Here is a 21,712-nt window from a genome sequence, read left to right on the forward strand (position 1 = left end):
CCTACCGGCTGAATGGCCAGGTTTGCACGGAGATGATCCGTGCAAACCTGGCCATTTGCCGTTCAGAGGCTCAGGAGCGCAGCAGTGTCGCGAGCGGTCAGGGCGTCGTCCATGCGCGCCTGCCAGGAGGCGGCCCATCGTTCAGGAAAGCACCGCTGCAGGAGCTCGAGCATGATCGGCACGGCGGTCGAGGCGCCCGGCGACGCGCCCAGAAGCCCTGCGATGGTGCCGTCGGCCGACGCGACCAGTTCGGTGCCCGAGCGCAACGCGCCGATGCGCTCCGGGTCCGGAGTGACGAGCTGAGCCCGCTGTCCCGCCGGTACCAACTCCCAGTCGCCGGGGTCGGCCTCCGGGTAAAACCGTTGCAGCTGTTTGATCTTGCCGCTGAACGGCGTGAGCAACTCGCCGATCAGATAACGCACCAGTGTCAGGCTCTGTAGGGCCGCGGCAGCCAGCACGTGCAGGTTGTGCCACCGCAGCGTGGTGAAGAAGTCGGTGAGCTTGCCGCCTTTGAGCAGCTTGGTGCTGAATGTCGCATACGGACCGAACATGAGGTACTCCTCGCCGTCGACGACGCGTTTGTCCAAGTGCGGCACCGACATCGGCGGGGCTCCTATCGCGGCCTGGCCGTACACCTTGGCGTCGTGCCGTGCGACGACATCGGGTTGCGCGCACCGCAGGAACGCTGCGCCGACGGGCAGCACGCCGTAGCCCCGGACTTCGGGGATGTGCGCGCGCTGCAGCAGGCGCAGGGCGAATCCGCCGGCTCCGACGAACACATGACGTGCCCGCAGTTGAAACCTGTTGTGCGAGTCCGTACACCGGCCGCTGATCAACCAGGTGCCGTCCGGGTCCTGGTGCAGTCGGCGCACGTCGTGGCCGAGCCGGACCTCGCCGCCGTTCGAGGTGATGATGCGGGTAAGTCCGCGGGTGAGCGCACCGAAGTCGACGTCGGTACCTCCCGGATGCCGGGTCGCCGCAATCGGTTGCGCCGGAGCGCGGCCCGCCATCACCAGCGGTGCCCATGCCGCGATGGTCTTGGGGTCGTCGCTGAACTCGAGGCCGGCGAAAAGTGGATCGGCGCTGAGGGTTTCGAACCGCCGTCGGAGGTAGGCCACGTCGTGGTCACCGAACACCACGTCCATGTGCGGAGTGCCGTGGACGAAAGTCGCCGGGTCCAGCAGGCCCCGCTCGACGAGATGTGCCCACCAGCGGCGGGACAACTGGAACTGTTCGGCGATCTGCGCGGGCGCGGTGCCGTCTTCAGGGTCGGGCATGTAATTGAGTTCGCAATAGCCGGAGTGGCCCGTGCCGGCGTTGTTCCACGGTCCGCTGCTCTCCGTGGCGATGTCGGATGCGCGCTCCACCAACACAATGCGCCACTGCGGTTCCAATGTGCTGAGCATGGCGCCCAGGGTGGCAGACATGATGCCGCCACCGATGAGGACGACGTCGGCGACTTCCGGTTCAACGGTGTTCATGGTTGCTCCTTGTCTCGTTACTCCAGCATCACCCCGCTAATTCAATCCGTCCAATGAATGTTCTGGCGATTATCATCCGAATATGGATCAATGGATGAGTCTGCTCGCGCCGCAGCTCCGGGCGCTCGAAGAGCTCGACTCCCAGGGCGGGCACATGACCCGTGCGGCCGACAGCCTGGGCATTCCGCAGTCATCGATGAGTCGACGCATTCACGCGCTGGAGAAGATGCTCGGCGTCCGCCTGCTCACCCAGGAGGGACGGACGGTGCGCCTGACGCCGGTCGCAGTGCAGCTCGCCGAGCAGGCCCGGCGCCCGTTGCGCGAACTCGAAGCCACGGTGGAGACGATCGCCGGCGAAGCCGACCCCGAGCACGGCACCATCCGGTTCGGCTTCCCGTTGACGATGGGGGCTGGCGTCGTGCCGAACCTCGTCACCGAATTCCACCGGCGCGCACCGGGAATCCGGCTACAGATCAAACAGGCGCACGGCAGTGAACTCGCCGCGGATCTGAAGGCCGGGGTGCTCGACGTCGCCGTGGTGATCCCGCCGCCCGACGGCGTCGAACATGTGGTGATCGGCGGACAACACATCCGGGCCGTGTTACCGGCGGCTCATCCGCTCGCGGCCCGTCGTCGTCTTCGGCTGGACGAACTGCGCGACGAGACGTTCATCGCCAACCCGGGCAGCTATCACTTGCGCCAGGCGACGGAAAACTGGTGCCGCGATTCGGGATTCGTTCCGCACGTGCCCGTGGAGATCACGGAGTTCACCACCATCCGCGAGCTGGTCGGCCGGGGGATGGGTATCGCGCTGCTGCCGCACGACGAGCACACCTCGCGTAAGGTCCGGGAAATACCGTTGACGCCCAACGTCTATCAGCGGCAGATCGCGCTGGCGTGGGCGCCGACCGCGGGCACCCCCGCGGCCCGCAGACTGCTGACCTTCCTGCGCACGGAGTGGTCGGTCAAGGCCGCCCACACCCGCTGACGCAGGGACAACGGAGGAGACTAGGACGCGACCTCGCCGGGCTGCTGCGTGGTGGCGAATTCGAAGAAGTCCACGATCTCGTCGACGGCCTTGCGGGCGTCCGGGTTGACGTCGAAGCTCAGCTGGAACATGTGCATCGCCTTGTCCCACACCTGAACCCACGCCTGTGCACCCGCCGCGCGCAACGCGTCGGCGAGCGCGAACGAGTCGTTGCGCAGCATCTCGTTGTTGCCGACCTGCAGGAGCGTCGGTCCCAGGCCGTGCAGGTCGGATTCGGTCGGCATCTCGGGCACCGGATGGGTGCCGTTCTTCGTCGCGAAGACGTCGTAGAGGTACTTCACCGCCATGAACGGGAACAGCACGTCGCGGTGTTCGAGCATCGCGTTGTACTTCAGATTCATGTCGGACGACGTCAGTGGCGACAGCAGGATCTGGCCGGCGGGCACCGGCAGGCCGGCGTCACGCACGGCGAGCGCGGTGCCGGTCGCGATCAGGCCGCCGGCGGAGTCGCCCGCGAACACGATCTTCTTCGCGTCGACGCCGGCGGCGAGCACCATGCGGTAGGCGCACGCGCCGTCAGCGATGGCGTCCTCGATCAGGGCCTGCGGCGCCAGTCGATAGCCCACGTTCAGGACCCGGGCGCCGGTCGCGGCGGAGAGCTTGCTGGCCCAGCGCCGGTGCGAGTTCAGCCCGAGCGTGATCAGCGCCGAACCGTGGAAGTAGATGATCACGCGATCGGAACCCTGTGCGCGCGGCGCGACGATCCATTCGGCGTCGCAGTCGTCGAGCTTGATCGGTGTCACCGCGGTGCCGGGCAGCGCGCGGAACGCACGGAAGGGCCCGTCGATGATGTCGTAGCGGCCGCGCTGGACCAGTTCCGGATGGAACCGGTTGACGACGAGGCCGATGAGCGTGAGCAGGGCAATTACCGGTCGGACGAACACCGCGGTCAGCCCGCCGAGCAGTCGGCTCTGCCACGCGGCGGGGCCGAACTGGAGGTCGGCGGGGCGGTGAGTCCAGTCGAGCGAGTTCACGATACCGAGGGTACTGGGTAAAGCTCCGGAGCCCAAGGGGCTGCCGCTCACCGTGCACCGTCGTAGCGTGGAGGTCGTGACATCACCTAACGACCTTCCAGCCGACCTGCCGCGGACCGTCGGCGAGCTCAAGGCCGCGGGCCACCGTGAGCGGGGCATCAAGACCGAGATTCGCGAGAACCTGCTGGCAGCGCTGGCTGACGGCAAGGACGTCTGGCCCGGCATCTTCGGCTTCGAGGACACCGTTCTGCCGCAGCTGGAGCGCGCGCTGATCGCCGGGCACGACGTCGTGCTCCTCGGCGAGCGCGGCCAGGGCAAGACCCGTCTGCTGCGCGGCCTGGTTGGTCTGCTGGACGAATGGACGCCTGTCATCGCGGGCTCGGAGCTGGGCGAGCACCCGTATTCGCCGATCACGCCCGAGTCGATCCGCCGGGCCGCGGATTCCGGCGACGACCTGCCGATCACCTGGCAACACCGCAGCGAGCGCTACTTCGAGAAGCTGGCGACGCCCGACACCAGCGTCGCCGACCTCGTCGGCGACATCGACCCCATCAAGGTGGCCGAGGGCCGGAGTCTGGGTGATCCGGAAACCATCGCCTACGGACTCATCCCGCGGGCACACCGCGGCATCGTGGCCATCAACGAGCTGCCCGACCTCGCCGAGCGCATCCAGGTCGCCATGCTCAACGTGATGGAGGAGCGCGACATCCAGGTGCGCGGCTACACGTTGCGCCTGCCGCTGGACGTGCTCGTGGTGGCCAGCGCCAACCCCGAGGACTACACCAACCGTGGCCGCATCATCACGCCGCTGAAGGACCGCTTCGGCGCCGAGATCCGCACCCACTACCCGCTGGAGCTCGACGCGGAGGTCGGCGTCATCAGGCAGGAAGCGCACCTGGCCGCCGAGGTCCCGGAGTACCTGCTGCAGATCCTGGCCCGGTTCGCCCGGTACCTGCGCGAGTCGCAGTCGATCGATCAGCGGTCGGGCGTCTCGGCCCGCTTCGCCATCGCGGCGGCGGAGACGGTCGGCGCCGCGGCCCAGCACCGCTCCGCGATTCTGGGCGAACAGGATCCGGTCGCGCGTGTGGTCGATCTGCAGACCATCATCGGCGTGCTGCGCGGCAAGCTGGAATTCGAGTCCGGTGAGGAAGGCCGCGAACAGGCCGTCCTGGAGCACCTGCTGCGGCGGGCGACCGCGGACACCGCACAGCGGCTGCTCGGCGGCATCGACGTTGGTTCGTTGGTCGCCGCGGTGGAAGGGGATTCACCGGTCACGACGGGCGAGCGGGTGTCGGCCAAGGACGTCCTGGCGGCGCTGCCGGACCTGCCGGTGATCGACGCCATCGCCGACCGGCTGGGCGCGCAGTCCGACGGCGAGCGGGCGGCGGCCGTCGAGCTGGCGCTGGAAGCGCTGTACCTGGCCAAGCGCATCGACAAGACCTCCGACGACGGCGAAACGGTATATGGCTAACCACCTCTCGCGGTATTCGCGCTACACCGGCGGGCCCGACCCGCTGGCGCCTCCCGTCGACCTGAGGGAGGCGCTGGAGCAGATCGGGCAGGACGTCATGGAGGGTGCGTCGCCCCGGCGGGCGCTGTCCGAGCTGCTGCGTCGCGGTACCCAGAACATGCGTGGCGCCGACCGGCTGGCCGCCGAGGCCAACCGGCGTCGTCGGGAGTTGCTGTCGCGCAACAACCTTGACGGCACCCTGCAGGAGATCAAGAAGCTGCTCGACGAGGCGGTGCTCGCCGAGCGCAAGGAACTGGCCCGGGCGCTCGACGACGACGCGCGGTTCGGTGAACTGCAGTTGGAGTCGTTGTCGCCGTCACCGGCCAAGGCGGTGCAGGAGCTCTCCGAATACGACTGGCGATCGGCGGAAGCCCGGCAGAAGTATGAGCAGATCAAGGATCTGCTGGGCCGGGAGATGCTGGACCAGCGATTCGCCGGCATGAAGGACGCCCTGCAGAACGCCACCGACGGGGATCGTCAGGCCGTCAACGACATGCTCGACGACCTGAACAACCTGCTGGAGAAGCACGCCAACGGCGAAGACACCCAACAGGATTTCCAGGACTTCATGGCCAAGCACGGCCAGTTCTTTCCCGAGAATCCGCAGAATGTCGACGAGCTGCTGGACTCCCTGGCCAAGCGGGCCGCCGCCGCGCAGCGGTTCCGCAACAGCCTGTCGCCAGATCAACGCGCCGAATTGGATGCGTTGGCGCAGCAGGCATTCGGGTCGCCGTCGTTGATGAACGCGCTCGACCGCCTCGACGCCAACCTGCAGGCTGCCCGCCCGGGCGAGGATTGGACCGGCGAGCGAAATTTCACCGGAAACAACCCGCTGGGCATGGGGGAGGCCGCGCAGGCGATGGAAGACATCGCCGAGTTGGAGCAACTGGCAGAACAACTTTCGCAGAGCTACGCCGGTGCCCAGATGGACGACGTCGACCTGGACATGCTCGCCCGGCAATTGGGCGACGAGGCCGCCGTCGACGCCCGTGCCCTGGCGGAACTGGAACGCACCCTGATGAACCAGGGCTTCCTGGACCGCGGTTCCGACGGGCAGTGGCGGCTGTCGCCAAAGGCCATGCGGCAGTTGGGTCAGGCAGCGCTCCGCGATGTGGCGCAACAACTTTCCGGCCGCCACGGCGAGCGGGACACCCGCCGCGCCGGTGCCGCCGGCGAACTCACCGGCGCCACCCGGCCGTGGCAGTTCGGCGACACCGAACCCTGGAACGTCACCCGCACCTTGACCAACGCGGTACTGCGACAGGCAGGTACGGGTCAGGACGGGCCGTTGCGCATCACCGTCGACGACGTCGAGATCTCGGAGACCGAGACGCGCACCCAGGCCGTGGTGGCGCTGTTGGTCGACACCTCGTTCTCGATGGTCATGGAGAACCGGTGGCTGCCGATGAAGCGCACCGCGCTGGCGCTCAATCATCTGGTGAGCACCCGGTTCCGATCGGATGCGTTGCAGATCATCGCCTTTGGCCGACATGCCCGCACCGTCTCGGCGGCCGAGCTGACGGGGCTGGAAGGCGTCTACGAACAGGGCACCAACCTGCACCACGCGCTGCTGCTCGCCGGCCGGCATCTGCGGCGTCATCCCAACGCGCAGCCGGTCGTCCTCGTCGTCACCGACGGCGAGCCGACGGCCCACCTCGAGCAGTACCGCAACGGCACCGAGACGTTCTTCGACTACCCGCCGCACCCGCGCACCATCGCGTTTACGGTGCGCAGCTTCGACGAGGTGGCCCGGCTGGGCGCGCAGATCACCATCTTCCGGCTGGGCAGCGATCCCGGCCTGGCGCGGTTCATCGACCAGGTGGCCCGGCGCGTCGAAGGCCGCGTCGTGGTGCCCGAACTCGACGGACTGGGCGCCGCGGTGGTCGGTGACTACCTGCGCTCGCGGCGCCGCCGGCGGTAACCACTTCATGGCGAGCGGCCGTGTTTGTACCGCGACACGCCACCGAACCTGTGCAGGATGCGGCCGTTCGTCGTCGGCGAGCGGCCCGCAAGGGACCTAAGTGGGCGGCGGCTTGCGCTTCTTGGACTTGATGCCGACGCGGCCCCACAGCGAGAAACCGCGGATGGTGACGCGCGGGGCGCCGGGGGTGCCCTGCTGACCGAGGTGGTCGAACGCGCCCATGACACCGACGCCATGCACGTCGACGTTGACCTCCGGCGGCAGCAGGATGGTCTGCCCGCCGAAGATCGAGTAGGAGTGGATCTCGACGTCCGGTGACGTGAAATCGGCGTAGCGCAGATCGATGACGCCGCCACCGAACAAAGAGAACGACGTCAGCCGCTGCGGCACGTTCCAGCGGCCTCGGCGCTCGAATCCGCTCATGATCGCCAGCAGCAGCGTCGACGGCGCGGGATGGCATTCGCCGCCCGCTTCCCACGGCGCAGTGGTGATGTACGGCAGGTCGTCGCTCAACTTCGACAGCTCGGCGTACGTCTGCGCCGAGTAGGCGCGGTTGAGCCGGTCCTCGTATTCGGACATGGGCAGGCGTCCCTGCGCGGCCGCGTCGCTGAGGAGGTGAGCGACCTGTATCCGGTCGGTATCGACGACGCGCATCTGTGCGCGCGAACCTGGGGTGCTCATCAACTCGAGCCTACGACGATCACAGGGACTTGCAAGGCTGATGTTGCAAACTGTGGCCGCATCGATGTCGGATCCGTTACGGGATGTGGATCACTTATTCCAGTTCGGCTGTCGCTTCTGTAGGAAGGCCAGCATGCCTTCCCTGGCCTCGTCGGAGACGAACAGCTCCGCCGACTGCTTGGCCAGCTTCTCGGCGTCACGGTCGAAATCGGCCAGGATCGACGCCGTGGTCAGGGCCTTCGACGTGGCCAGACCCTGCGGTGAACCCTTGGTGATCTCGTCCGCCAGCTTCGCCACGGTCGCCGGCACGTCGTCGGTCGCGACGGTCACCAGGCCGATCCGCTCGGCCTCCTCGGCGCCGAACTTCTCGCCCGTCACGAAGTAGCGACCGGCCGCGCGGGCCGTCATCTTCGGCAGCAGCGTCAGCGAGATGATCGACGGCGCCACCCCGATCCGGGCCTCGGTGAGCGCGAAAGTACTGGCGGTGCCGGCGACCACCAGGTCGCAGGCACCGATCAGCCCCATGCCGCCGGCCCGGACATGGCCGTCGATCGCGGCGATCACCGGAATGGGCAACTCCAGGATCGATCGCAATAGGTGCGCCGCCTCCAGCGCACGGGCGGTCGCGAGGTCGCCGGGGCTGCGTCCGGCCGCTTCACTCAGGTCGGCCCCGGCACAGAAGGTCCCGCCGGTGTGGCCGAGCACCACGACCCGGACGCCGGGCTCGGCGGCGGCATCGGTGAGGCCCTGCCGCAACTGGTCCACCAGCGCGGTCGACATCGCATTGCGGTTGTGCGGTGAGTCCAGCGTCAACCGGGCGACACCGTTTTCGACGGAGTAGTGGACCAGTGCGGTCATGAGACTTCCCTGTCAGTACGAGCGAGGCAGACCGAGCGAGGTCTGCGCCACGAAGTTAAGCACCATCTCACGGCTGACCGGAGCGATGCGTGCCAGTCGCGACGCCGTGACCGCGGCGGCGATGCCGTACTCCTTGGTCAGGCCGTTGCCACCGAGCGACTGCACGGCCTGATCGACGGCGCGCACCGAGGCCTCACCGGCGGCGTACTTGGCCATGTTGGCGGCTTCGGCGGCACCGAAGTCGTCACCCGCGTCGTACAGCGTGGCGGCCTTCTGCATCATCAGCTTGGCCAGCTCGAGTTCGATGTGGATCTGCGCCAGCGGGTGCGAGATGCCCTGGTGCGAACCGATCGGCACCTTCCAGACCTGACGGGTCTTGACGTACTCGGTCGCGGTGCGGATCGCCAGCCGGCCGGTGCCGACGGCCATGGCCGCACCGATGATCCGTTCCGGGTTCAGGCCCGCGAACAGCTGCGCGATCGCGGCGTCCTCGGAGCCGACGAGTGCATCGGCGGGCAGCCGCACCTCGTCCAGGAACACCTGGAACTGGCTCTCGGGACTGATGATCTCCATCTCGATCTTGGTCCAGCTCAGGCCCGGCGCATCGGTCGGGACCACGAACAGTGCCGGCTTGAGGTTGCCGGTCTTGTGGTCCTCGGTCCGGCCGACGACGAGCACGGCGTCAGCCTGGTCGATGCCCGAGATGAACACCTTCTGGCCGGACAGGATCCAGTCGCCGCCATCGCGGCGCGCCGTCGTGGTGATGCGGTGGCTGTTGGAGCCGGCGTCGGGTTCGGTGATCGCGAAGGCCATGGTGAGCGAGCCGTCCGCCAGCCCCGGGACCCAGCGCTTCTTCTGCTCTTCGGTGCCGTACTTCGAGATGATGGTGCCGTTGATGGCCGACGAGACCACCATCATCAGCAGCGGACAGCCATTGGCGGCCATCTCTTCCATGACCAGGCTCAGCTCGTACATGCCGGCGCCACCGCCGCCGTACTCCTCGGGCATGTTCACGCCCAGGAACCCGTGTTTGCCTGCCTCGGACCATAATTCGTCGGTGTGCTGGCCGGCGCGGGCCTTCTCCAGGAAGTAGTCCTGGCCGAACTTCGAGGCCATCGCGACTACGGCCTCGCGGAGCGCCTTGCGCTCGTCGGATTCGATGAAGCTCATTGTCATTCTCCTTCGGGGGTTTCTACACGGGCGAGCACGGCACCGACATCGACCTGCTGGCCGGGTTGCACGTTGAGTTCGGCGAGCACACCGGAATCCGGTGCGGCGATGGTGTGTTCCATCTTCATGGCTTCCAGCCAGATGAGGGGCTGGCCGGCGGTGACGGCATCGCCGACGGCAGCGCCGACTCGGACCACCAGTCCGGGCATCGGCGCCAGCAGCGAACCTTGGGCGACGGCCGCGTCCGGGTCGGGGAAGCGCGGCCGGGCCACGAGGTGCACGGCCCCGGCGGGGGAGTCGACGAACACATCGGCGTCGTAACGCGCGACGTCGAACGACCGCTCAACTCCGTTGACCGACAACACTACTCGGGCGGGTTCGGCGGTCACGACGGTGACGTCGTCGAGGTCGGGCAGTTCGACGCCGTCGCGGGTGTACCGGTACCGCACCTGGTGCTCGGCGCCGGCCGCGTCACTGTACGAACGGCTCTGGTAGCCCGACGCGAGGTTGCGCCAACCGCTCGGTGCGGCGGCGAAAACTGTTGCCGTGGCGCGGTTGTGCGCCGCATCGGCCAGGGCCGCGGCGACGGCGGCCAGCGTGACGTCGGTGTCCGCCGGTGCCGCGAGTTCGGCCAGGCCGTGGGTGTCGAAGAACGCGGTGTCGGTGTCGCCGGCCAGGAAAGCGGGGTGCCGCAACACATTCACCAACAGGTCGCGGTTGGTGCGCAGGCCGTGGATGCGCGCGCGGGACAGCGCGTCGGCGAGGATCGCCGCGGCCCGGTCCCGGGTCGGCGCGAACGAGATGACCTTGGCCAGCATCGGGTCGTAGAACACCGACACCACCGAACCGTCGACGATGCCGGAGTCGACGCGTGTTCCGGCGCGGCCCAGCAGGCTGAACTCGGTGCGGACGCCCGGCACGTCGAATCGGTGCACTGTGCCGGCCTGCGGCTGCCAGTCCTTGGCCGGGTCTTCGGCGTAGAGCCGGGCCTCGATCGAATGTCCCTGCGTTGTGGGCGGTTCCGCGGCGAGCGCACCCCCGTCGGCCACATCGAGCTGCAGCTCGACCAGGTCGAGTCCGGTGGTCTCCTCGGTGACCGGGTGCTCGACCTGCAGGCGGGTGTTCATCTCCAGGAAGAAGAAGTCGCCACCTCCGTCGGACATGAACTCGACGGTGCCGGCGCCGGTGTATCCGATGGCGGTCGCTGCCAGCCGGGCGGCCTCGAACAGCTTGGCGCGCATGCCCGGCGTCCGCTCCACGAGCGGGGACGGCGCTTCCTCGATGACCTTCTGGTGCCGCCGCTGAATGGAGCATTCGCGTTCGCCGACGGCCCACACCGTGCCGTGCGCGTCGGCCATCACCTGGACCTCGATGTGGTGGCCGCTGGCCAGGTAACGCTCGCAGAACACCGTCGGATCACCGAACGCGGACTGGGCCTCGCGTTGTGCGGCCGCGACTTCGGCCGGCAGCGCGGACAATTCGCGAACGACCCGCATGCCGCGGCCGCCGCCGCCGGCGGAGGCCTTGATCAGCACCGGCAGTTGGTCGGCGGTGACGGTGTCGGGGTCCAGCTCGGTGAGCACCGGAACGCCGGCCGCCGACATCAGCTTCTTGGCCTCGATCTTGGAGCCCATGGCCTGCACGGCCGCCACCGGCGGACCGATCCACGTCAGCCCGGCATCCTGCACCGCGGCCGCGAAATCCGGGTTCTCCGAGAGGAATCCGTACCCGGGATGTATCGCGTCGGCGCCGGACGCTTTGGCGGCGGCGATCAGCTGGGCGGCGTCGAGATACCCGGTGCGGCCCTCGAGCCGCACCCGGTCGTCGGCTTCGGCGACGTGCGGGGACGCGGCGTCGGGGTCGGTGTAGACCGCGACGGTGCCGATGCCGAGCCGGCGGCAGGTGGCGAACACCCGGCGGGCGATTTCCCCGCGGTTGGCGACAAGAACTTTCGTGATCATCTGGGTTCTCAACTCACATGCGGAAGACGCCGAAGTTCGACGTCCCCTCGATCGGGGCATTGGCAATGGCGGACAAGCACATTCCCAGCACGGTGCGGGTGTCGCGGGGGTCGATTATGCCGTCGTCGTAGAGCCTGCCGGACAGGAACGCCGGCAGTGATTCGGCGTCGATCTGCGCTTCGACGGCGGCCCGCAGGGCCGCGTCGGCAGCTTCGTCGACCTGGCCGCCCCGGGCTTCGGTGGCGGCGCGGCTGACGATCGAGAGCACACCGGCCAGCTGCGCGCCACCCATCACCGCGGACTTCGCGCTGGGCCAGGCGAACAGGAACCGGGGGTCGTAGGCACGGCCGCACATGCCGTAATGGCCGGCGCCGTAGGAGGCGCCGATCAGCAGCGAGATGTGCGGCACCTTCGAATTGGAGACGGCGTTGATCATCATCGAGCCGTGCTTGATCATCCCGCCTTCCTCGTACGCCTTGCCGACCATGTAGCCGGTCGTGTTGTGCAGGAACAACAATGGCGTGTCGGAGCGGTTGGCCAGCTGGATGAACTGTGTGGCCTTCTGGGATTCCTCGCTGAACAACACGCCGCGCGCGTTGGCCAGGATGCCGACGGGGTAGCCCCACAGCGTGGCCCAGCCGGTCACCAGCGAGGAGCCGTACAGCGGCTTGAACTCGTCGAAGTCCGAGCCGTCGACGATGCGGGCGATGACGTCCCGTGGATCGAACGGGATGCGCAGATCGGCGCCGACGATGCCGAGCAGTTCGTCTTCGGGGTACAGCGGCGGCACGACCGGTGCCGGCGTCGGGCCCTGCTTGCGCCAGTTCAGCCGGGCCACGATGCGCCGGCCGATGCGGATGGCGTCGAGCTCGTCGTGGGCGAAGTAGTCGCCGAGACCCGATGTGCGGGAGTGCATTTCGGCGCCGCCGAGGGATTCGTCATCGGACTCCTCGCCGGTGGCCATCTTGACCAGCGGCGGGCCGGCCAGGAAAACCTTCGAGCGCTCCTTGATCATCACCACGTGGTCGGACATGCCGGGGATGTAGGCGCCGCCGGCGGTCGAGTTGCCGAACACCAGCGCGATGGTCGGGATGCCCTCGGCCGACAGCCGGGTCAGATCCCGGAACATCGCACCGCCGGGGATGAAGATCTCCTTCTGCGTGGGCAGATCCGCGCCGCCCGACTCGACCATGGAGATCACCGGCAGCCGGTTCTCGCGGGCAATCTGGTTGGCGCGCAGGATCTTCTTGAGCGTCCACGGGTTGCTCGTGCCGCCCTTGACGGTCGGATCGTTGGCCACGATCAGGCACTCGACGCCCTCGACCACACCGATGCCGGTGACGAGGCTGGCACCGACGACGAAGTCGCTGCCCCACGCTGCCAACGGGCTCAGCTCCAGGAACGGCGAGTCCGGATCCACGAGCTGCTCGATGCGCTCGCGCGCGGTCAGCTTGCCGCGGGCATGGTGGCGGTCAACATATTTCGCGCCGCCACCGGCCAGGGCCTTGGCGTGCTCGGCGTCCAGCTCGGTGAGCTTGGCCGTCATCGCCGCGGCGGCCTCGGTGTAGCCGGCCGACGCAGAATTGAGTGTGGATTTGAGCTGGGTCATGATGCGCAATCCGCTCCGCTACTTGCTTGTGTCACGACTGGAATCCCAACGTCTTGGCGGCCAGCGAGGTGAGAATCTCGGTGGTGCCGCCGCCGATACCGATGATGCGCATGTCGCGGTACTGCCGTTCGATTTCCGACTCGGCCATGTAGCCCATGCCGCCGAACAACTGGACCCCGGCGTTGGCCACCCACTCGCCGGCTTCGACGGCCGTGTTCTTGGCGAAGCACACTTCGGCGATCAGGTTCGTCTCGCCGGCCAGCTCGCGCTCGACCAGATGGTGCGTGTAGACCCGGGCAACGTCGATGCGCCGGGCCATCTCGGCCAGGGTGTTCTGCACCGACTGGCGCGAGATCAGCGGCCGGCCGAAGGTCTCCCGGTCGCGGCACCACTGCACGGTCAGGTCCAGGCAGCGCTGCGCGCTCGCGTAGGCCTGCGCGGCGAGCCCGACGCGCTCGGAGACGAACGCGCCGGCGATCTGCAGGAAGCCGGAGTTCTCGGGCCCGACCAGGTTGGCGGCCGGGACGCGGACGTCGACGTAGGACAGCTCGGCGGTGTCCGACGAACGCCAGCCCATCTTCTCCAGCTTGCGGCTGACGGTGAAGCCCGGCGTGTCCTTATCCACCACGATCAGCGAAACACCGGCTGCGCCAGGGCCTCCGGTGCGGACCGCGGTCACGACATAGTCGGCGCGCACACCGGAGGTGATGTAGGTCTTGGCGCCGTTGATGATGAAGTCGTCGCCGTCGCGGTCGGCGCGGGTCGTCAGGTGCCCGACGTCGGAGCCGCCGCCGGGTTCGGTGATGGCCAGTGAGCCGATCATCTTGCCCTGCAACGTCGGTCGCACATAGATGTCGATCAGCCGCTGATCGCCGGAGGCGATCATGTGCGGCGTGGAGATGCCGCAGGTGAACAGCGACGCGAAGACGCCGCCGGGCACGCCGGCGTAATGCAGTTCCTCGCAGACGATCACGGCGTCGGCACCGTCGCCGCCCCCGCCACCGACGGATTCGGGCGCCTGGGCGCCCAGCAGGCCGGCCGCACCGGCTGCCTCGTGCAGCGAACGGGGCAGCTCGCCGCTGCGTTCCCACTCATCGACGTGGGGCAGGATCTCGCGTTCGGCGAACGCGCGCACGGTCTTTCGCAGTGCGTCACGTTCGGGCGTGGTCCAGATGCTCACGAAATCAGTTCCTCCGGGATGTCGAGATGACGGGTTCGTAGCCATTCCCCGAGGCCCTTGGCCTGGGGATCGAATCGGGCCTGGTACGCGACGCCTTCGCCGAGGATGCCCTCGATGACGAAGTTGATGGCGCGCAGATTGGGCAGCAGATGCCGGGTGACGGGCAGCTCGGCCGCCTCGGGCAGCAGCTCACGCAGTTTCTCGACCGTCAATGTGTGTGCCAGCCAACGCCATTGGGCATCCGTGCGGACCCAGACGCCGACATTGGCCGACCCGCCCTTGTCGCCGCTGCGGGCCCCGGCGATGGTGCCCAGTGGTGCTCGACGCGTCGGTCCGGCAGGCAGCGGATCCGGCAGCGCCGGGTCGGCGACGGGCCCCAACTCCAGCGTCTGCGCGGACGGCGCGATGTCGACCCGGGTGCCGTCGGCATGTACCGCCACGTGCGGCACCAGGGCCGCGTCGACGTAGCCGGGCTTGAACAGGCCGTACACCTGGCCGTCGCCCGGGGGTGCGGTGGTGGTGAAGCCCGGGTAGCTGGCGAGTGCGAGTTCGACTGCCGCCGCGGAGAACTGGCGGCCGACCTTGGCCGGATCGGGGTCGCGCACCACGCAGTGCAGCAGCGCGCTGGCGCGTTCCTCGGTGTCGGCGTCGGGATGATCGGTGCGGGCCAGGGTCCACTGCAACTCGGCCGGGCGCGCCGCGATGCTGGCTTCCAGCTGGCGCTGCAGCAGGTCCGCCTTCGCCTCGATGTCCAGGCCGGTGAGGATGAACGACGCAGCGTTGCGGAAGCCGCCGATGCTGTTGAGCGACACCTTCAACGTGGGCGGCGGCGCCTCGCCGCGCACGCCCGAGATGCGGACCCGGTCTTCACCGTCGGCGGACAGCTCGAGCGAGTCGACCCGCAGAGTGGCGTCGGGATTGGCATAGCGCGCCCCGGTGATCTCGTACAGCAGCTGCGCGGTGACGGTGTCGACGCTGACGCGGCCCCCGGTGCCCGGGTGCTTGGTGATCACCGACGAGCCGTCCGCCGCGATCTCCGCCAGCGGGAACCCGGGACGGATCAGGTCGGGGATCTCGGTGAAGAAGCTGAAATTGCCACCGGTGGCCTGCGTGCCGCATTCGATGACGTGGCCGGCGGCGATCGCGCCCGCAAGTGCGTCGTAGTCGGTGCGGGTCCAGCCGAAGTGCGCGGCGGCCGGTCCGACGATCACCGAGGCGTCGGTGACCCGGCCGGTGACGACGACGTCGGCGCCGGACTTCAGGCAGTCCACGATGCCCCAGGCACCGAGGTAGGCATTGGCCGACAGCGGGGTGCCGAAGCCGAGCTCGTCGGCGCGCGCCACCAGGTCGTCACCCTCGACGTGTGCGACGTTCACCGACAGCCCGAGCTTGTCGGCCAGGGCGCGTACCGCGGCTGCCAGGCCGGCCGGATTGAGGCCGCCGGCGTTGGCGACGATCTTCACGCCCTGGTCCAGGGCCAGGCCCAGGGACTGCTCCAGTTGGCGCAGGAAGGTCTTGGCGTATCCGAGGTCGGCGTTCTTGGCCCGGTCCCGCGCGAGGATCAGCATGGTCAGCTCGGCGAGGTAGTCGCCGGTCAGGTAGTCCAGCTCACCCCCGGCGAGCATCTCGTGCATCGCCGCCAGCCGGTCGCCGTAGAACCCTGAGCAGTTTCCGATCCGGACTGCTGGTGATGTCACACACACTCCCGTCATTCAACCAACCGGTAGGGAGGTTAGTCGGTACTAGCGGTACCGAGTCAAGGGGGCTGGGGGTTGCGTGTTGCCCGGTTGGGGCGACGTTTTGGAGCCTACGCAGGTCGACGGCTATCCTGAGGTGCAATCGCTGCGCACGCGGGAGCAATAGAGAGGCCATTGGCCCTACTTGTTCGCGACGCGGCCGACCGCAAGCAATTCCGTTTAGTTAGAGAGGTGCACATCATGGCTGTGCCCAAGCGCAGGATGTCGCGCTCGAACACCCGTAGCCGTCGCGCGCAGTGGAAGGCCGAGGCCACTGGTCTGGTCAGCGTGAACGTCGCAGGTCAGGCGCACAAGGTGCCGCGTCGTCTGCTCAAGGCCGCGCGTCTGGGTCTGATCGACCTCGACCGCCGCGCCTGAACCGACTGACGGTTTTTCTCGCGCCCGCGTGGCGCGTCTTCTCAGTCCACTCTCAGATGGTGGGGTGAGACTGTGCCTGTGCGAATCCTTGTAGTCGACGATGACCGCGCTGTACGCGAATCACTGCGTCGGTCACTGACTTTCAACGGGTACTCGGTCGAACTGGCTCAAGACGGTGTCGAGGCGCTGGAGCGCATCTCCAGCGACCGGCCCGACGCCGTCGTGCTCGACGACATGATGCCCCGGCTGGACGGGCGCGGAGTCTGCCGTCAGCTGCGCAGCAGCGGCGACGACCTTCCCGTGCTGATGCTGACGGCCCGTGACTCGATCGATGAGCGGGTCGCCGGCCTCGACGCCGGTGCTGACGACTACCTGCCGAAGCCATTCGCACTCGAGGAACTCCTCGCACGGATGCGGGCCCTGCTCCGCCGGACCGGCCCCGCCGACGGCGCCGAGTCGGCCGCGCTGACGTTCTCGGACCTCAGCCTCGATCCGGTGACGCGTGAGGTCACCCGGGGCTCCCGGTCTATCAGCCTGACCCGCACCGAGTTCTCGCTGCTCGAGATGCTCATCCACAACCCGCGCCGGGTGCTCAGCCGCAGCCGGATCCTCGAAGAGGTGTGGGGCTTCGATTTTCCGACGTCGGGCAATGCCCTTGAGGTCTACGTCGGTTACCTGCGCCGCAAGACCGAGGCCGAGGGAGAACCGCGCCTGATCCACACCGTCCGCGGTGTGGGTTACGTGCTGCGTGAGACCCCGCCCTGATGCTCGACCGGCTTCGCGTCGCGGTGGACCGGAAGATGCGGGAAGTACCGCAGATGCCGGTGACGCCGGACGGCACAGTGCAACACGATGCCAGCTCGGTGTCGCTGAAATGGCGCGTCATGCTGCTCGCGATGTCGATGGTGGCGATGGTCGTCGTCCTCATGTCGGTCGCGGTGTACGTCGTGGTGTCCAAGGCGCTGTACGGCGACATCGACAACCAGCTGCACAGCCGCGCGCAACTGCTCATCGAGAGCGGTTCCCTGGCCGTCGACCCCGGCAAGGCCATCGAGGGCACCGCGTACTCGGACGTCAACGCGATGTACGTGATCCCGGGGCAGTCCATCTACACCGCGAACCAGCAGGGGCAGACGCTGCCGCTCGGGACGCCGGAGAAGGACGTCATCGCCGGCAAGCTGCTGATGTCGTTGCGTACCACCAACTATCAGCGCGTGCTGGCGGTCCACCTGCAGTCGGGCAACTCGCTGCTGATCTCCAAGAACCTCTGGCCCACCAGCCAGGTGCTCAAACGTCTCGGCACCATTTTGCTCATCGTGGGTGGAATAGGCATGGCCGTCGCCGCCATCGCCGGTGGCACGGTAGCGCGGACCGGGCTGAGACCCGTGGCCCGGTTGACCGAGGCCACCGAACGCGTGGCCCGCACCGATGATCTGCGTCCCATCCCGGTGTACGGCAATGACGAATTGGCCAGGCTGACAGAGGCTTTCAACATGATGTTGCGCGCGCTCGCCGAGTCGAGAGATCGGCAGGCCCGCTTGGTGTCGGACGCCGGTCATGAATTGCGCACACCGCTGACCTCGCTGCGGACCAATGTCGAGCTGTTGATGGCGGCCATGGCACCCGGCGCGCCGCCGTTCCCCGAGGAGGAGATGGCGGGTCTGCAATCCGACGTCATCGCCCAGATCGAGGAACTGTCGACCCTCGTCGGCGACCTGGTCGACCTGACCCGCGATGATGCCGCGGTGACGGTCCACGAGCCCGTCGAGATGGCCGAGGTCGTCGAGCGCAGCCTGGAACGAGTTCGCCGCCGCCGCAACGACATTGACTTCGACGTCGACATCGCCGGCTGGCAGGTGTACGGCGACGGGGCCGGGCTGTCCCGGGCCGTGCTGAACCTGCTCGACAACGCCGCCAAGTGGAGTCCGGCCGGCTCGGTGGTGCGGGTCCGGCTCGGACGCATCAATCCGACGCACGCGGAGCTGGTGGTCTCCGACTGGGGGCCGGGTATTCCGCCGCAGGAGCGGGGCCTGGTGTTCGAGCGTTTCTACCGGTCGACCACGGCGCGGGCGATGCCCGGCTCCGGTCTGGGACTGGCCATCGTCAAGCAGGTGGTGCTCAAACACGGTGGCGCACTGCGGATTGAGGACACCGTGCCGGGCGGGACGCCGCCGGGCACGTCGATCCATCTCGTGTTGCCGGGACGCCCCTCCGGCGTGACCGCAACACACCGCCCTTCTGCGCTGGACGTAACGGGCCTGACCACGGAAAATGAACCTGCCCGGACGGGGGAGGAAGTCTAGGGTGCGGCCTGTGGTGTCTCAGTGGATTCTCAGCCCGAATGGGCACCGTCAGGTCATGTCGTTCGTTGTCCCGGCAACGGATCGGAAATACAGGAAGAGTGTCGACCAGTAATGACGAATCACCCGAGGTACTCGCAGCAGCCCGAGTCCGGTCGGCGTCCTGATTCCTATCAATCCGCGCCCGGCTATGGCGCGTCGCCGCAGCAGGGGTCGTCATACGACTGGCGCTACGCCACGCACCAGCAGCCGCAGACCACGGGGCAGTACCCGACGGGCAACTACGCCACCGGTCAGTACCAGACGGGGCAGCATCAGACCGGGCAACACGCGACCGGCTCGTACGGCCAGTACTCGACCCAGCAGTACGGTTCGCAGCCGCACGACCCCTACCGCAACGGGTCGCACAATGGCCGGCCGACCATCGCACCGCGGCCGCAAAATCGTTCCCGCACAGGGCCTTTGATCGCCGGAATGGCAGCGGTTGCCCTGGTGTCGGCGGGCATCGGCGGCGGCATCGTGATGCTGGCCCAGCCCGATTACTCGAGCAGTTCGACCTCGTTGGGCGGTTCGGCCCGCGGACAGCACGCCGGGAACGCGCCGATCGGTTCGGTCGAGCAGGTCGCGGCCAAGGTGGTGCCCAGCGTCGTGAAGCTCGAGACCGACATGGGGCGGGCCTCCGAGGAAGGCTCGGGCATCATCCTGTCCGCGGACGGGCTCATCCTCACCAACAACCACGTGGTGGCCGGCGCCAAAGACGCCCCGCCCCCCGGTGCTCCGCCGGTGCAGACCAAGGTCACGTTCAACACCGGTAACACCACGACGTTCCAGATCGTCGGGACGGATCCGAGCAGTGACATCGCGGTCGTGCGGGCCAAGGGCGTCTCGGGCCTGACGCCCATCTCGCTGGGCTCGTCGTCCAACCTGGTGGTGGGCCAGCAGGTGGTGGCCGTCGGTTCGCCGCTCGGTCTGCAGGGCACCGTGACCGAGGGCATCATCAGCTCGCTGAATCGTCCCGTCGCCGCCGGTGGTGACGCCAAGAACCAGAACACCGTGCTGGACGCCATCCAGACCGATGCCGCGATCAACCCCGGCAACTCCGGTGGCGCGCTCGTCAACATGAGCGGCGAGCTGGTCGGCATCAACTCGGCGATCGCGACGCTCGGCGGGGATTCCGGCCAGTCGCAGAGCGGCTCGATCGGCCTGGGCTTCGCCATTCCGGTGGACCAGGCCAAGCGCATCGCCGACGAGCTGATCAAGAACGGCATCGCGAGCCATGCGTCGCTCGGCGTGCAGGTTGGCAACGACAAGACCATCGACGGCGCCAAGATCGTCGACGTCACCAACGGCGGCGCGGCCCAGTCGGCCGGCCTGCCCAGCGGTGTGGTGGTGACCAAGGTGGACGACCGCGTCATCAGCAGCGCCGATGCGCTGGTGGCCGCGGTGCGCTCGAAGGCGCCCGGAGACAAGGTCACGTTGACCTACCTGGACACCGCGGGCAAACCGCAGACCGTTCAGGTGACCCTGGGTAAGGCGCAGCAGTGATGGGAACGGGGCGGAGTTCGATGTCAGAGGCGGGATATACGGTGACAGGCATGGAACAGGCAGGGGAATTGGCCGGGCGTGCACTCGTCGTGGTCGTGGATGACCGGACCGCGCACGGCGAAGAGGATCACAGCGGCCCGTTGGTCACCGAACTGCTCGGTGAGGCCGGCTTCCTCGTCGACGGCGTCGTCGTGGTCCCGGCCGATGAGATCGAGATTCGCAATGCCCTGAACACCGCGGTGATCGGTGGTGTCGACCTGGTCATCTCCGTCGGCGGCACCGGCGTCAGCCCGCGCGATGTCACGCCGGAAGCCACCCGCACCATGCTGGATCGGGAGTTGCTGGGCATCGCCGAGGCGCTGCGTTCCTCGGGCCTCGCCGCGGGTATTTCGGACGCGGGGCTCTCGCGTGGCCTGGCCGGGGTCTCGGGAAGCACGCTGGTGGTCAACATCGCCGGCTCGCGTGCGTCGGTGCGCGACGGTATGGCGACGCTGGGCCCGTTGGCGGCGTACATCATCGCGCAGCTGTCGAGCCTCGATATCTGATAGCTGAGCTCCGATGGGGCTCGATGGTCGAACGGAGTGGTCATGGGCTCGTCCCACGTGAACCCTTCAATTTGGCAAAGGTGTGATCTTGATCACACTCGGGATGGCTTGTGATGAGTGATACACAGCCCTCGCGCGACCTAGTTAACAAGGTGTTCGGCGACGTTTTGCCCGACGTTACCCGCGACGAATGTAACGATCAGCGAGATTCGGGGGATGGTGACCGGGATCGCTGGCTACGCGACAACGTTCCGCCGCACCACCGCTGAGCACGCTGTTCTCACAACGGCTGGCCGCGAATCAGGTTAACTCCTGATTGCGCCGGTCAGCGGCCTCGTTGAGGGTATGTTTCCGTCTTGTTTCGGCCCAACCGGTCGGTGGGGTCGACGTCAGCCTGCAGCTAGTTCCCAGCAAACTTTTCCGGACCGGGAATATCTTCGCGGTCTTTACGCCGTTCGCATTGCCGGACGGTGAGTACGCCGATATCTTCCTCGTGTCAACGATGAGCAAAAGGTAAGAACGACATTTGAACTTCGCCTGCGGGCGTAGATGGAGTTCTTGCAACGGTCGCGCGGTCAGCTTGCTGGCACCGCCTACTGAGCTAGGGAGAATATGAAGGCATTCAGTCGGGTGCTGGTAGCACTGGTGGCGGCGCTGGCGTCGCTGTTTTTCGGGGCGGGTACGTCCCATGCGGGTCTGGACAATGAGCTGAGCCTGGTTGATGGCCAGGATCGGACGTTGACGGTGCAGCAGTGGGACACGTTCCTCAACGGTGTGTTTCCTCTTGACCGCAACCGGCTGACCCGTGAGTGGTT

Annotated in this window: 17 protein-coding genes and 1 pseudogene; 9 read left to right on the top strand and 9 right to left on the bottom strand. The window is 67.7% G+C overall.

Going from position 1 to position 21,712, the window contains the following annotated elements:
- Nucleotides 1-62: 62 nt before the first annotated feature.
- On the bottom strand, nucleotides 63-1,481 hold the full coding sequence (locus H289_RS0101765) for a malate:quinone oxidoreductase (protein WP_020099035.1): 1,419 nt from the start codon (nucleotides 1,479-1,481) through the stop codon (nucleotides 63-65).
- A gap of 82 nt (nucleotides 1,482-1,563) precedes the next feature.
- On the opposite strand from H289_RS0101765, the gene H289_RS0101770 reads away from it, so the two are divergent.
- Complete coding sequence (locus H289_RS0101770; RefSeq protein ID WP_020099036.1) at nucleotides 1,564-2,469, top strand: LysR family transcriptional regulator; 906 nt, start codon at nucleotides 1,564-1,566, stop codon at nucleotides 2,467-2,469.
- Nucleotides 2,470-2,489: 20 nt separating this feature from the next.
- On the opposite strand, the gene H289_RS0101775 is transcribed toward H289_RS0101770, so the two are convergent.
- Nucleotides 2,490-3,503: an alpha/beta hydrolase gene (locus tag H289_RS0101775; RefSeq protein ID WP_020099037.1), complete on the bottom strand. Its 1,014-nt coding sequence runs from the start codon at nucleotides 3,501-3,503 to the stop codon at nucleotides 2,490-2,492.
- Nucleotides 3,504-3,579: 76 nt separating this feature from the next.
- On the opposite strand from H289_RS0101775, the gene H289_RS0101780 reads away from it, so the two are divergent.
- On the top strand, nucleotides 3,580-4,974 hold the full coding sequence (locus H289_RS0101780) for a sigma 54-interacting transcriptional regulator (RefSeq protein ID WP_029104676.1): 1,395 nt from the start codon (nucleotides 3,580-3,582) through the stop codon (nucleotides 4,972-4,974).
- Nucleotides 4,967-6,934: a vWA domain-containing protein gene (locus H289_RS0101785; RefSeq protein WP_020099039.1), complete on the top strand. Its 1,968-nt coding sequence runs from the start codon at nucleotides 4,967-4,969 to the stop codon at nucleotides 6,932-6,934. Before H289_RS0101780 ends, H289_RS0101785 begins: the two co-directional genes overlap by 8 nt.
- A gap of 96 nt (nucleotides 6,935-7,030) precedes the next feature.
- On the opposite strand, the gene H289_RS0101790 is transcribed toward H289_RS0101785, so the two are convergent.
- The 7 genes from H289_RS0101790 to H289_RS0101820 form a co-directional block, all read right to left on the bottom strand.
- On the bottom strand, nucleotides 7,031-7,615 hold the full coding sequence (locus H289_RS0101790) for a DUF1707 SHOCT-like domain-containing protein (RefSeq protein ID WP_029104677.1): 585 nt from the start codon (nucleotides 7,613-7,615) through the stop codon (nucleotides 7,031-7,033).
- Nucleotides 7,616-7,705: 90 nt separating this feature from the next.
- Nucleotides 7,706-8,473, bottom strand: coding sequence for an enoyl-CoA hydratase family protein (locus H289_RS0101795; RefSeq protein WP_020099041.1), 768 nt, complete (start codon nucleotides 8,471-8,473; stop codon nucleotides 7,706-7,708).
- 12 nt (nucleotides 8,474-8,485) lie between these two features.
- A complete protein-coding gene (locus H289_RS0101800) occupies nucleotides 8,486-9,643 on the bottom strand; it encodes an acyl-CoA dehydrogenase family protein (RefSeq protein WP_020099042.1) in 1,158 nt (385 codons plus the stop codon).
- Between the two features lie 2 nt (nucleotides 9,644-9,645).
- A complete protein-coding gene (locus tag H289_RS0101805; protein ID WP_020099043.1) occupies nucleotides 9,646-11,604 on the bottom strand; it encodes an ATP-binding protein in 1,959 nt (652 codons plus the stop codon).
- Nucleotides 11,605-11,617: 13 nt separating this feature from the next.
- Nucleotides 11,618-13,213 (bottom strand): acyl-CoA carboxylase subunit beta, encoded by a 1,596-nt coding sequence (locus H289_RS0101810; RefSeq protein ID WP_020099044.1) that lies wholly within the window; start codon nucleotides 13,211-13,213, stop codon nucleotides 11,618-11,620.
- A 31-nt stretch (nucleotides 13,214-13,244) separates the two neighbouring features.
- Nucleotides 13,245-14,393 carry an acyl-CoA dehydrogenase family protein gene (locus H289_RS0101815; RefSeq protein WP_020099045.1) on the bottom strand — a complete coding sequence of 383 codons (1,149 nt, stop codon included), beginning with the start codon at nucleotides 14,391-14,393 and terminating at the stop codon, nucleotides 13,245-13,247.
- A complete protein-coding gene (locus H289_RS0101820) occupies nucleotides 14,390-16,105 on the bottom strand; it encodes an acyclic terpene utilization AtuA family protein (RefSeq protein ID WP_036419931.1) in 1,716 nt (571 codons plus the stop codon). The genes H289_RS0101815 and H289_RS0101820 overlap by 4 nt, the downstream gene beginning before the upstream one ends.
- A gap of 225 nt (nucleotides 16,106-16,330) precedes the next feature.
- On the opposite strand from H289_RS0101820, the gene rpmF reads away from it, so the two are divergent.
- The 6 genes and pseudogenes from rpmF to H289_RS29470 all read left to right on the top strand — a co-directional run.
- Nucleotides 16,331-16,507 carry a 50S ribosomal protein L32 gene (gene rpmF, locus H289_RS0101825; protein WP_029104679.1) on the top strand — a complete coding sequence of 59 codons (177 nt, stop codon included), beginning with the start codon at nucleotides 16,331-16,333 and terminating at the stop codon, nucleotides 16,505-16,507.
- A 78-nt stretch (nucleotides 16,508-16,585) separates the two neighbouring features.
- Entirely contained in the window at nucleotides 16,586-17,272 is a 687-nt protein-coding gene (locus tag H289_RS0101830; RefSeq protein ID WP_020099048.1) for a response regulator transcription factor, read from the top strand.
- Between the two features lie 53 nt (nucleotides 17,273-17,325).
- The gene (locus H289_RS0101835) at nucleotides 17,326-18,810 is read left to right on the top strand and encodes a HAMP domain-containing sensor histidine kinase (protein ID WP_051128373.1); all 1,485 of its coding nucleotides are present in this window, start codon (nucleotides 17,326-17,328) and stop codon (nucleotides 18,808-18,810) included.
- 111 nt (nucleotides 18,811-18,921) lie between these two features.
- Nucleotides 18,922-20,352: a S1C family serine protease gene (locus H289_RS0101840; RefSeq protein ID WP_020099050.1), complete on the top strand. Its 1,431-nt coding sequence runs from the start codon at nucleotides 18,922-18,924 to the stop codon at nucleotides 20,350-20,352.
- A gap of 20 nt (nucleotides 20,353-20,372) precedes the next feature.
- Nucleotides 20,373-20,897, top strand: coding sequence for a MogA/MoaB family molybdenum cofactor biosynthesis protein (locus H289_RS0101845; RefSeq protein WP_133763292.1), 525 nt, complete (start codon nucleotides 20,373-20,375; stop codon nucleotides 20,895-20,897).
- Between the two features lie 612 nt (nucleotides 20,898-21,509).
- A pseudogene (locus tag H289_RS29470) lies at nucleotides 21,510-21,712 on the top strand (MspA family porin); the annotation flags it as partial.

Source organism: Mycobacterium sp. 360MFTsu5.1 (assembly GCF_000383495.1).
Classification (GTDB): Bacteria; Actinomycetota; Actinomycetes; order Mycobacteriales; family Mycobacteriaceae; genus Mycobacterium; species Mycobacterium mucogenicum_B.

Excerpts from the sequence above, each read along its gene's own strand:
- H289_RS0101770 (WP_020099036.1), top strand. The coding sequence starts at position 1,564 with ATGGATCAATGGATGAGTCTGCTCGCGCCGCAGCTCCGGGCGCTCGAA.
- H289_RS0101835 (WP_051128373.1), top strand. The coding sequence starts at position 17,326 with ATGCCGGTGACGCCGGACGGCACAGTGCAACACGATGCCAGCTCGGTG.
- H289_RS0101795 (WP_020099041.1), bottom strand. The coding sequence starts at position 8,473 with ATGACCGCACTGGTCCACTACTCCGTCGAAAACGGTGTCGCCCGGTTG.
- rpmF (WP_029104679.1), top strand. The coding sequence starts at position 16,331 with ATGGCTGTGCCCAAGCGCAGGATGTCGCGCTCGAACACCCGTAGCCGT.
- H289_RS0101805 (WP_020099043.1), bottom strand. The coding sequence starts at position 11,604 with ATGATCACGAAAGTTCTTGTCGCCAACCGCGGGGAAATCGCCCGCCGG.
- H289_RS0101765 (WP_020099035.1), bottom strand. The coding sequence starts at position 1,481 with ATGAACACCGTTGAACCGGAAGTCGCCGACGTCGTCCTCATCGGTGGC.
- H289_RS0101785 (WP_020099039.1), top strand. The coding sequence starts at position 4,967 with ATGGCTAACCACCTCTCGCGGTATTCGCGCTACACCGGCGGGCCCGAC.
- H289_RS0101810 (WP_020099044.1), bottom strand. The coding sequence starts at position 13,213 with ATGACCCAGCTCAAATCCACACTCAATTCTGCGTCGGCCGGCTACACC.
- H289_RS0101845 (WP_133763292.1), top strand. The coding sequence starts at position 20,373 with ATGTCAGAGGCGGGATATACGGTGACAGGCATGGAACAGGCAGGGGAA.
- H289_RS0101840 (WP_020099050.1), top strand. The coding sequence starts at position 18,922 with ATGACGAATCACCCGAGGTACTCGCAGCAGCCCGAGTCCGGTCGGCGT.
- H289_RS0101820 (WP_036419931.1), bottom strand. The coding sequence starts at position 16,105 with ATGACGGGAGTGTGTGTGACATCACCAGCAGTCCGGATCGGAAACTGC.
- H289_RS0101800 (WP_020099042.1), bottom strand. The coding sequence starts at position 9,643 with ATGAGCTTCATCGAATCCGACGAGCGCAAGGCGCTCCGCGAGGCCGTA.
- H289_RS0101790 (WP_029104677.1), bottom strand. The coding sequence starts at position 7,615 with ATGAGCACCCCAGGTTCGCGCGCACAGATGCGCGTCGTCGATACCGAC.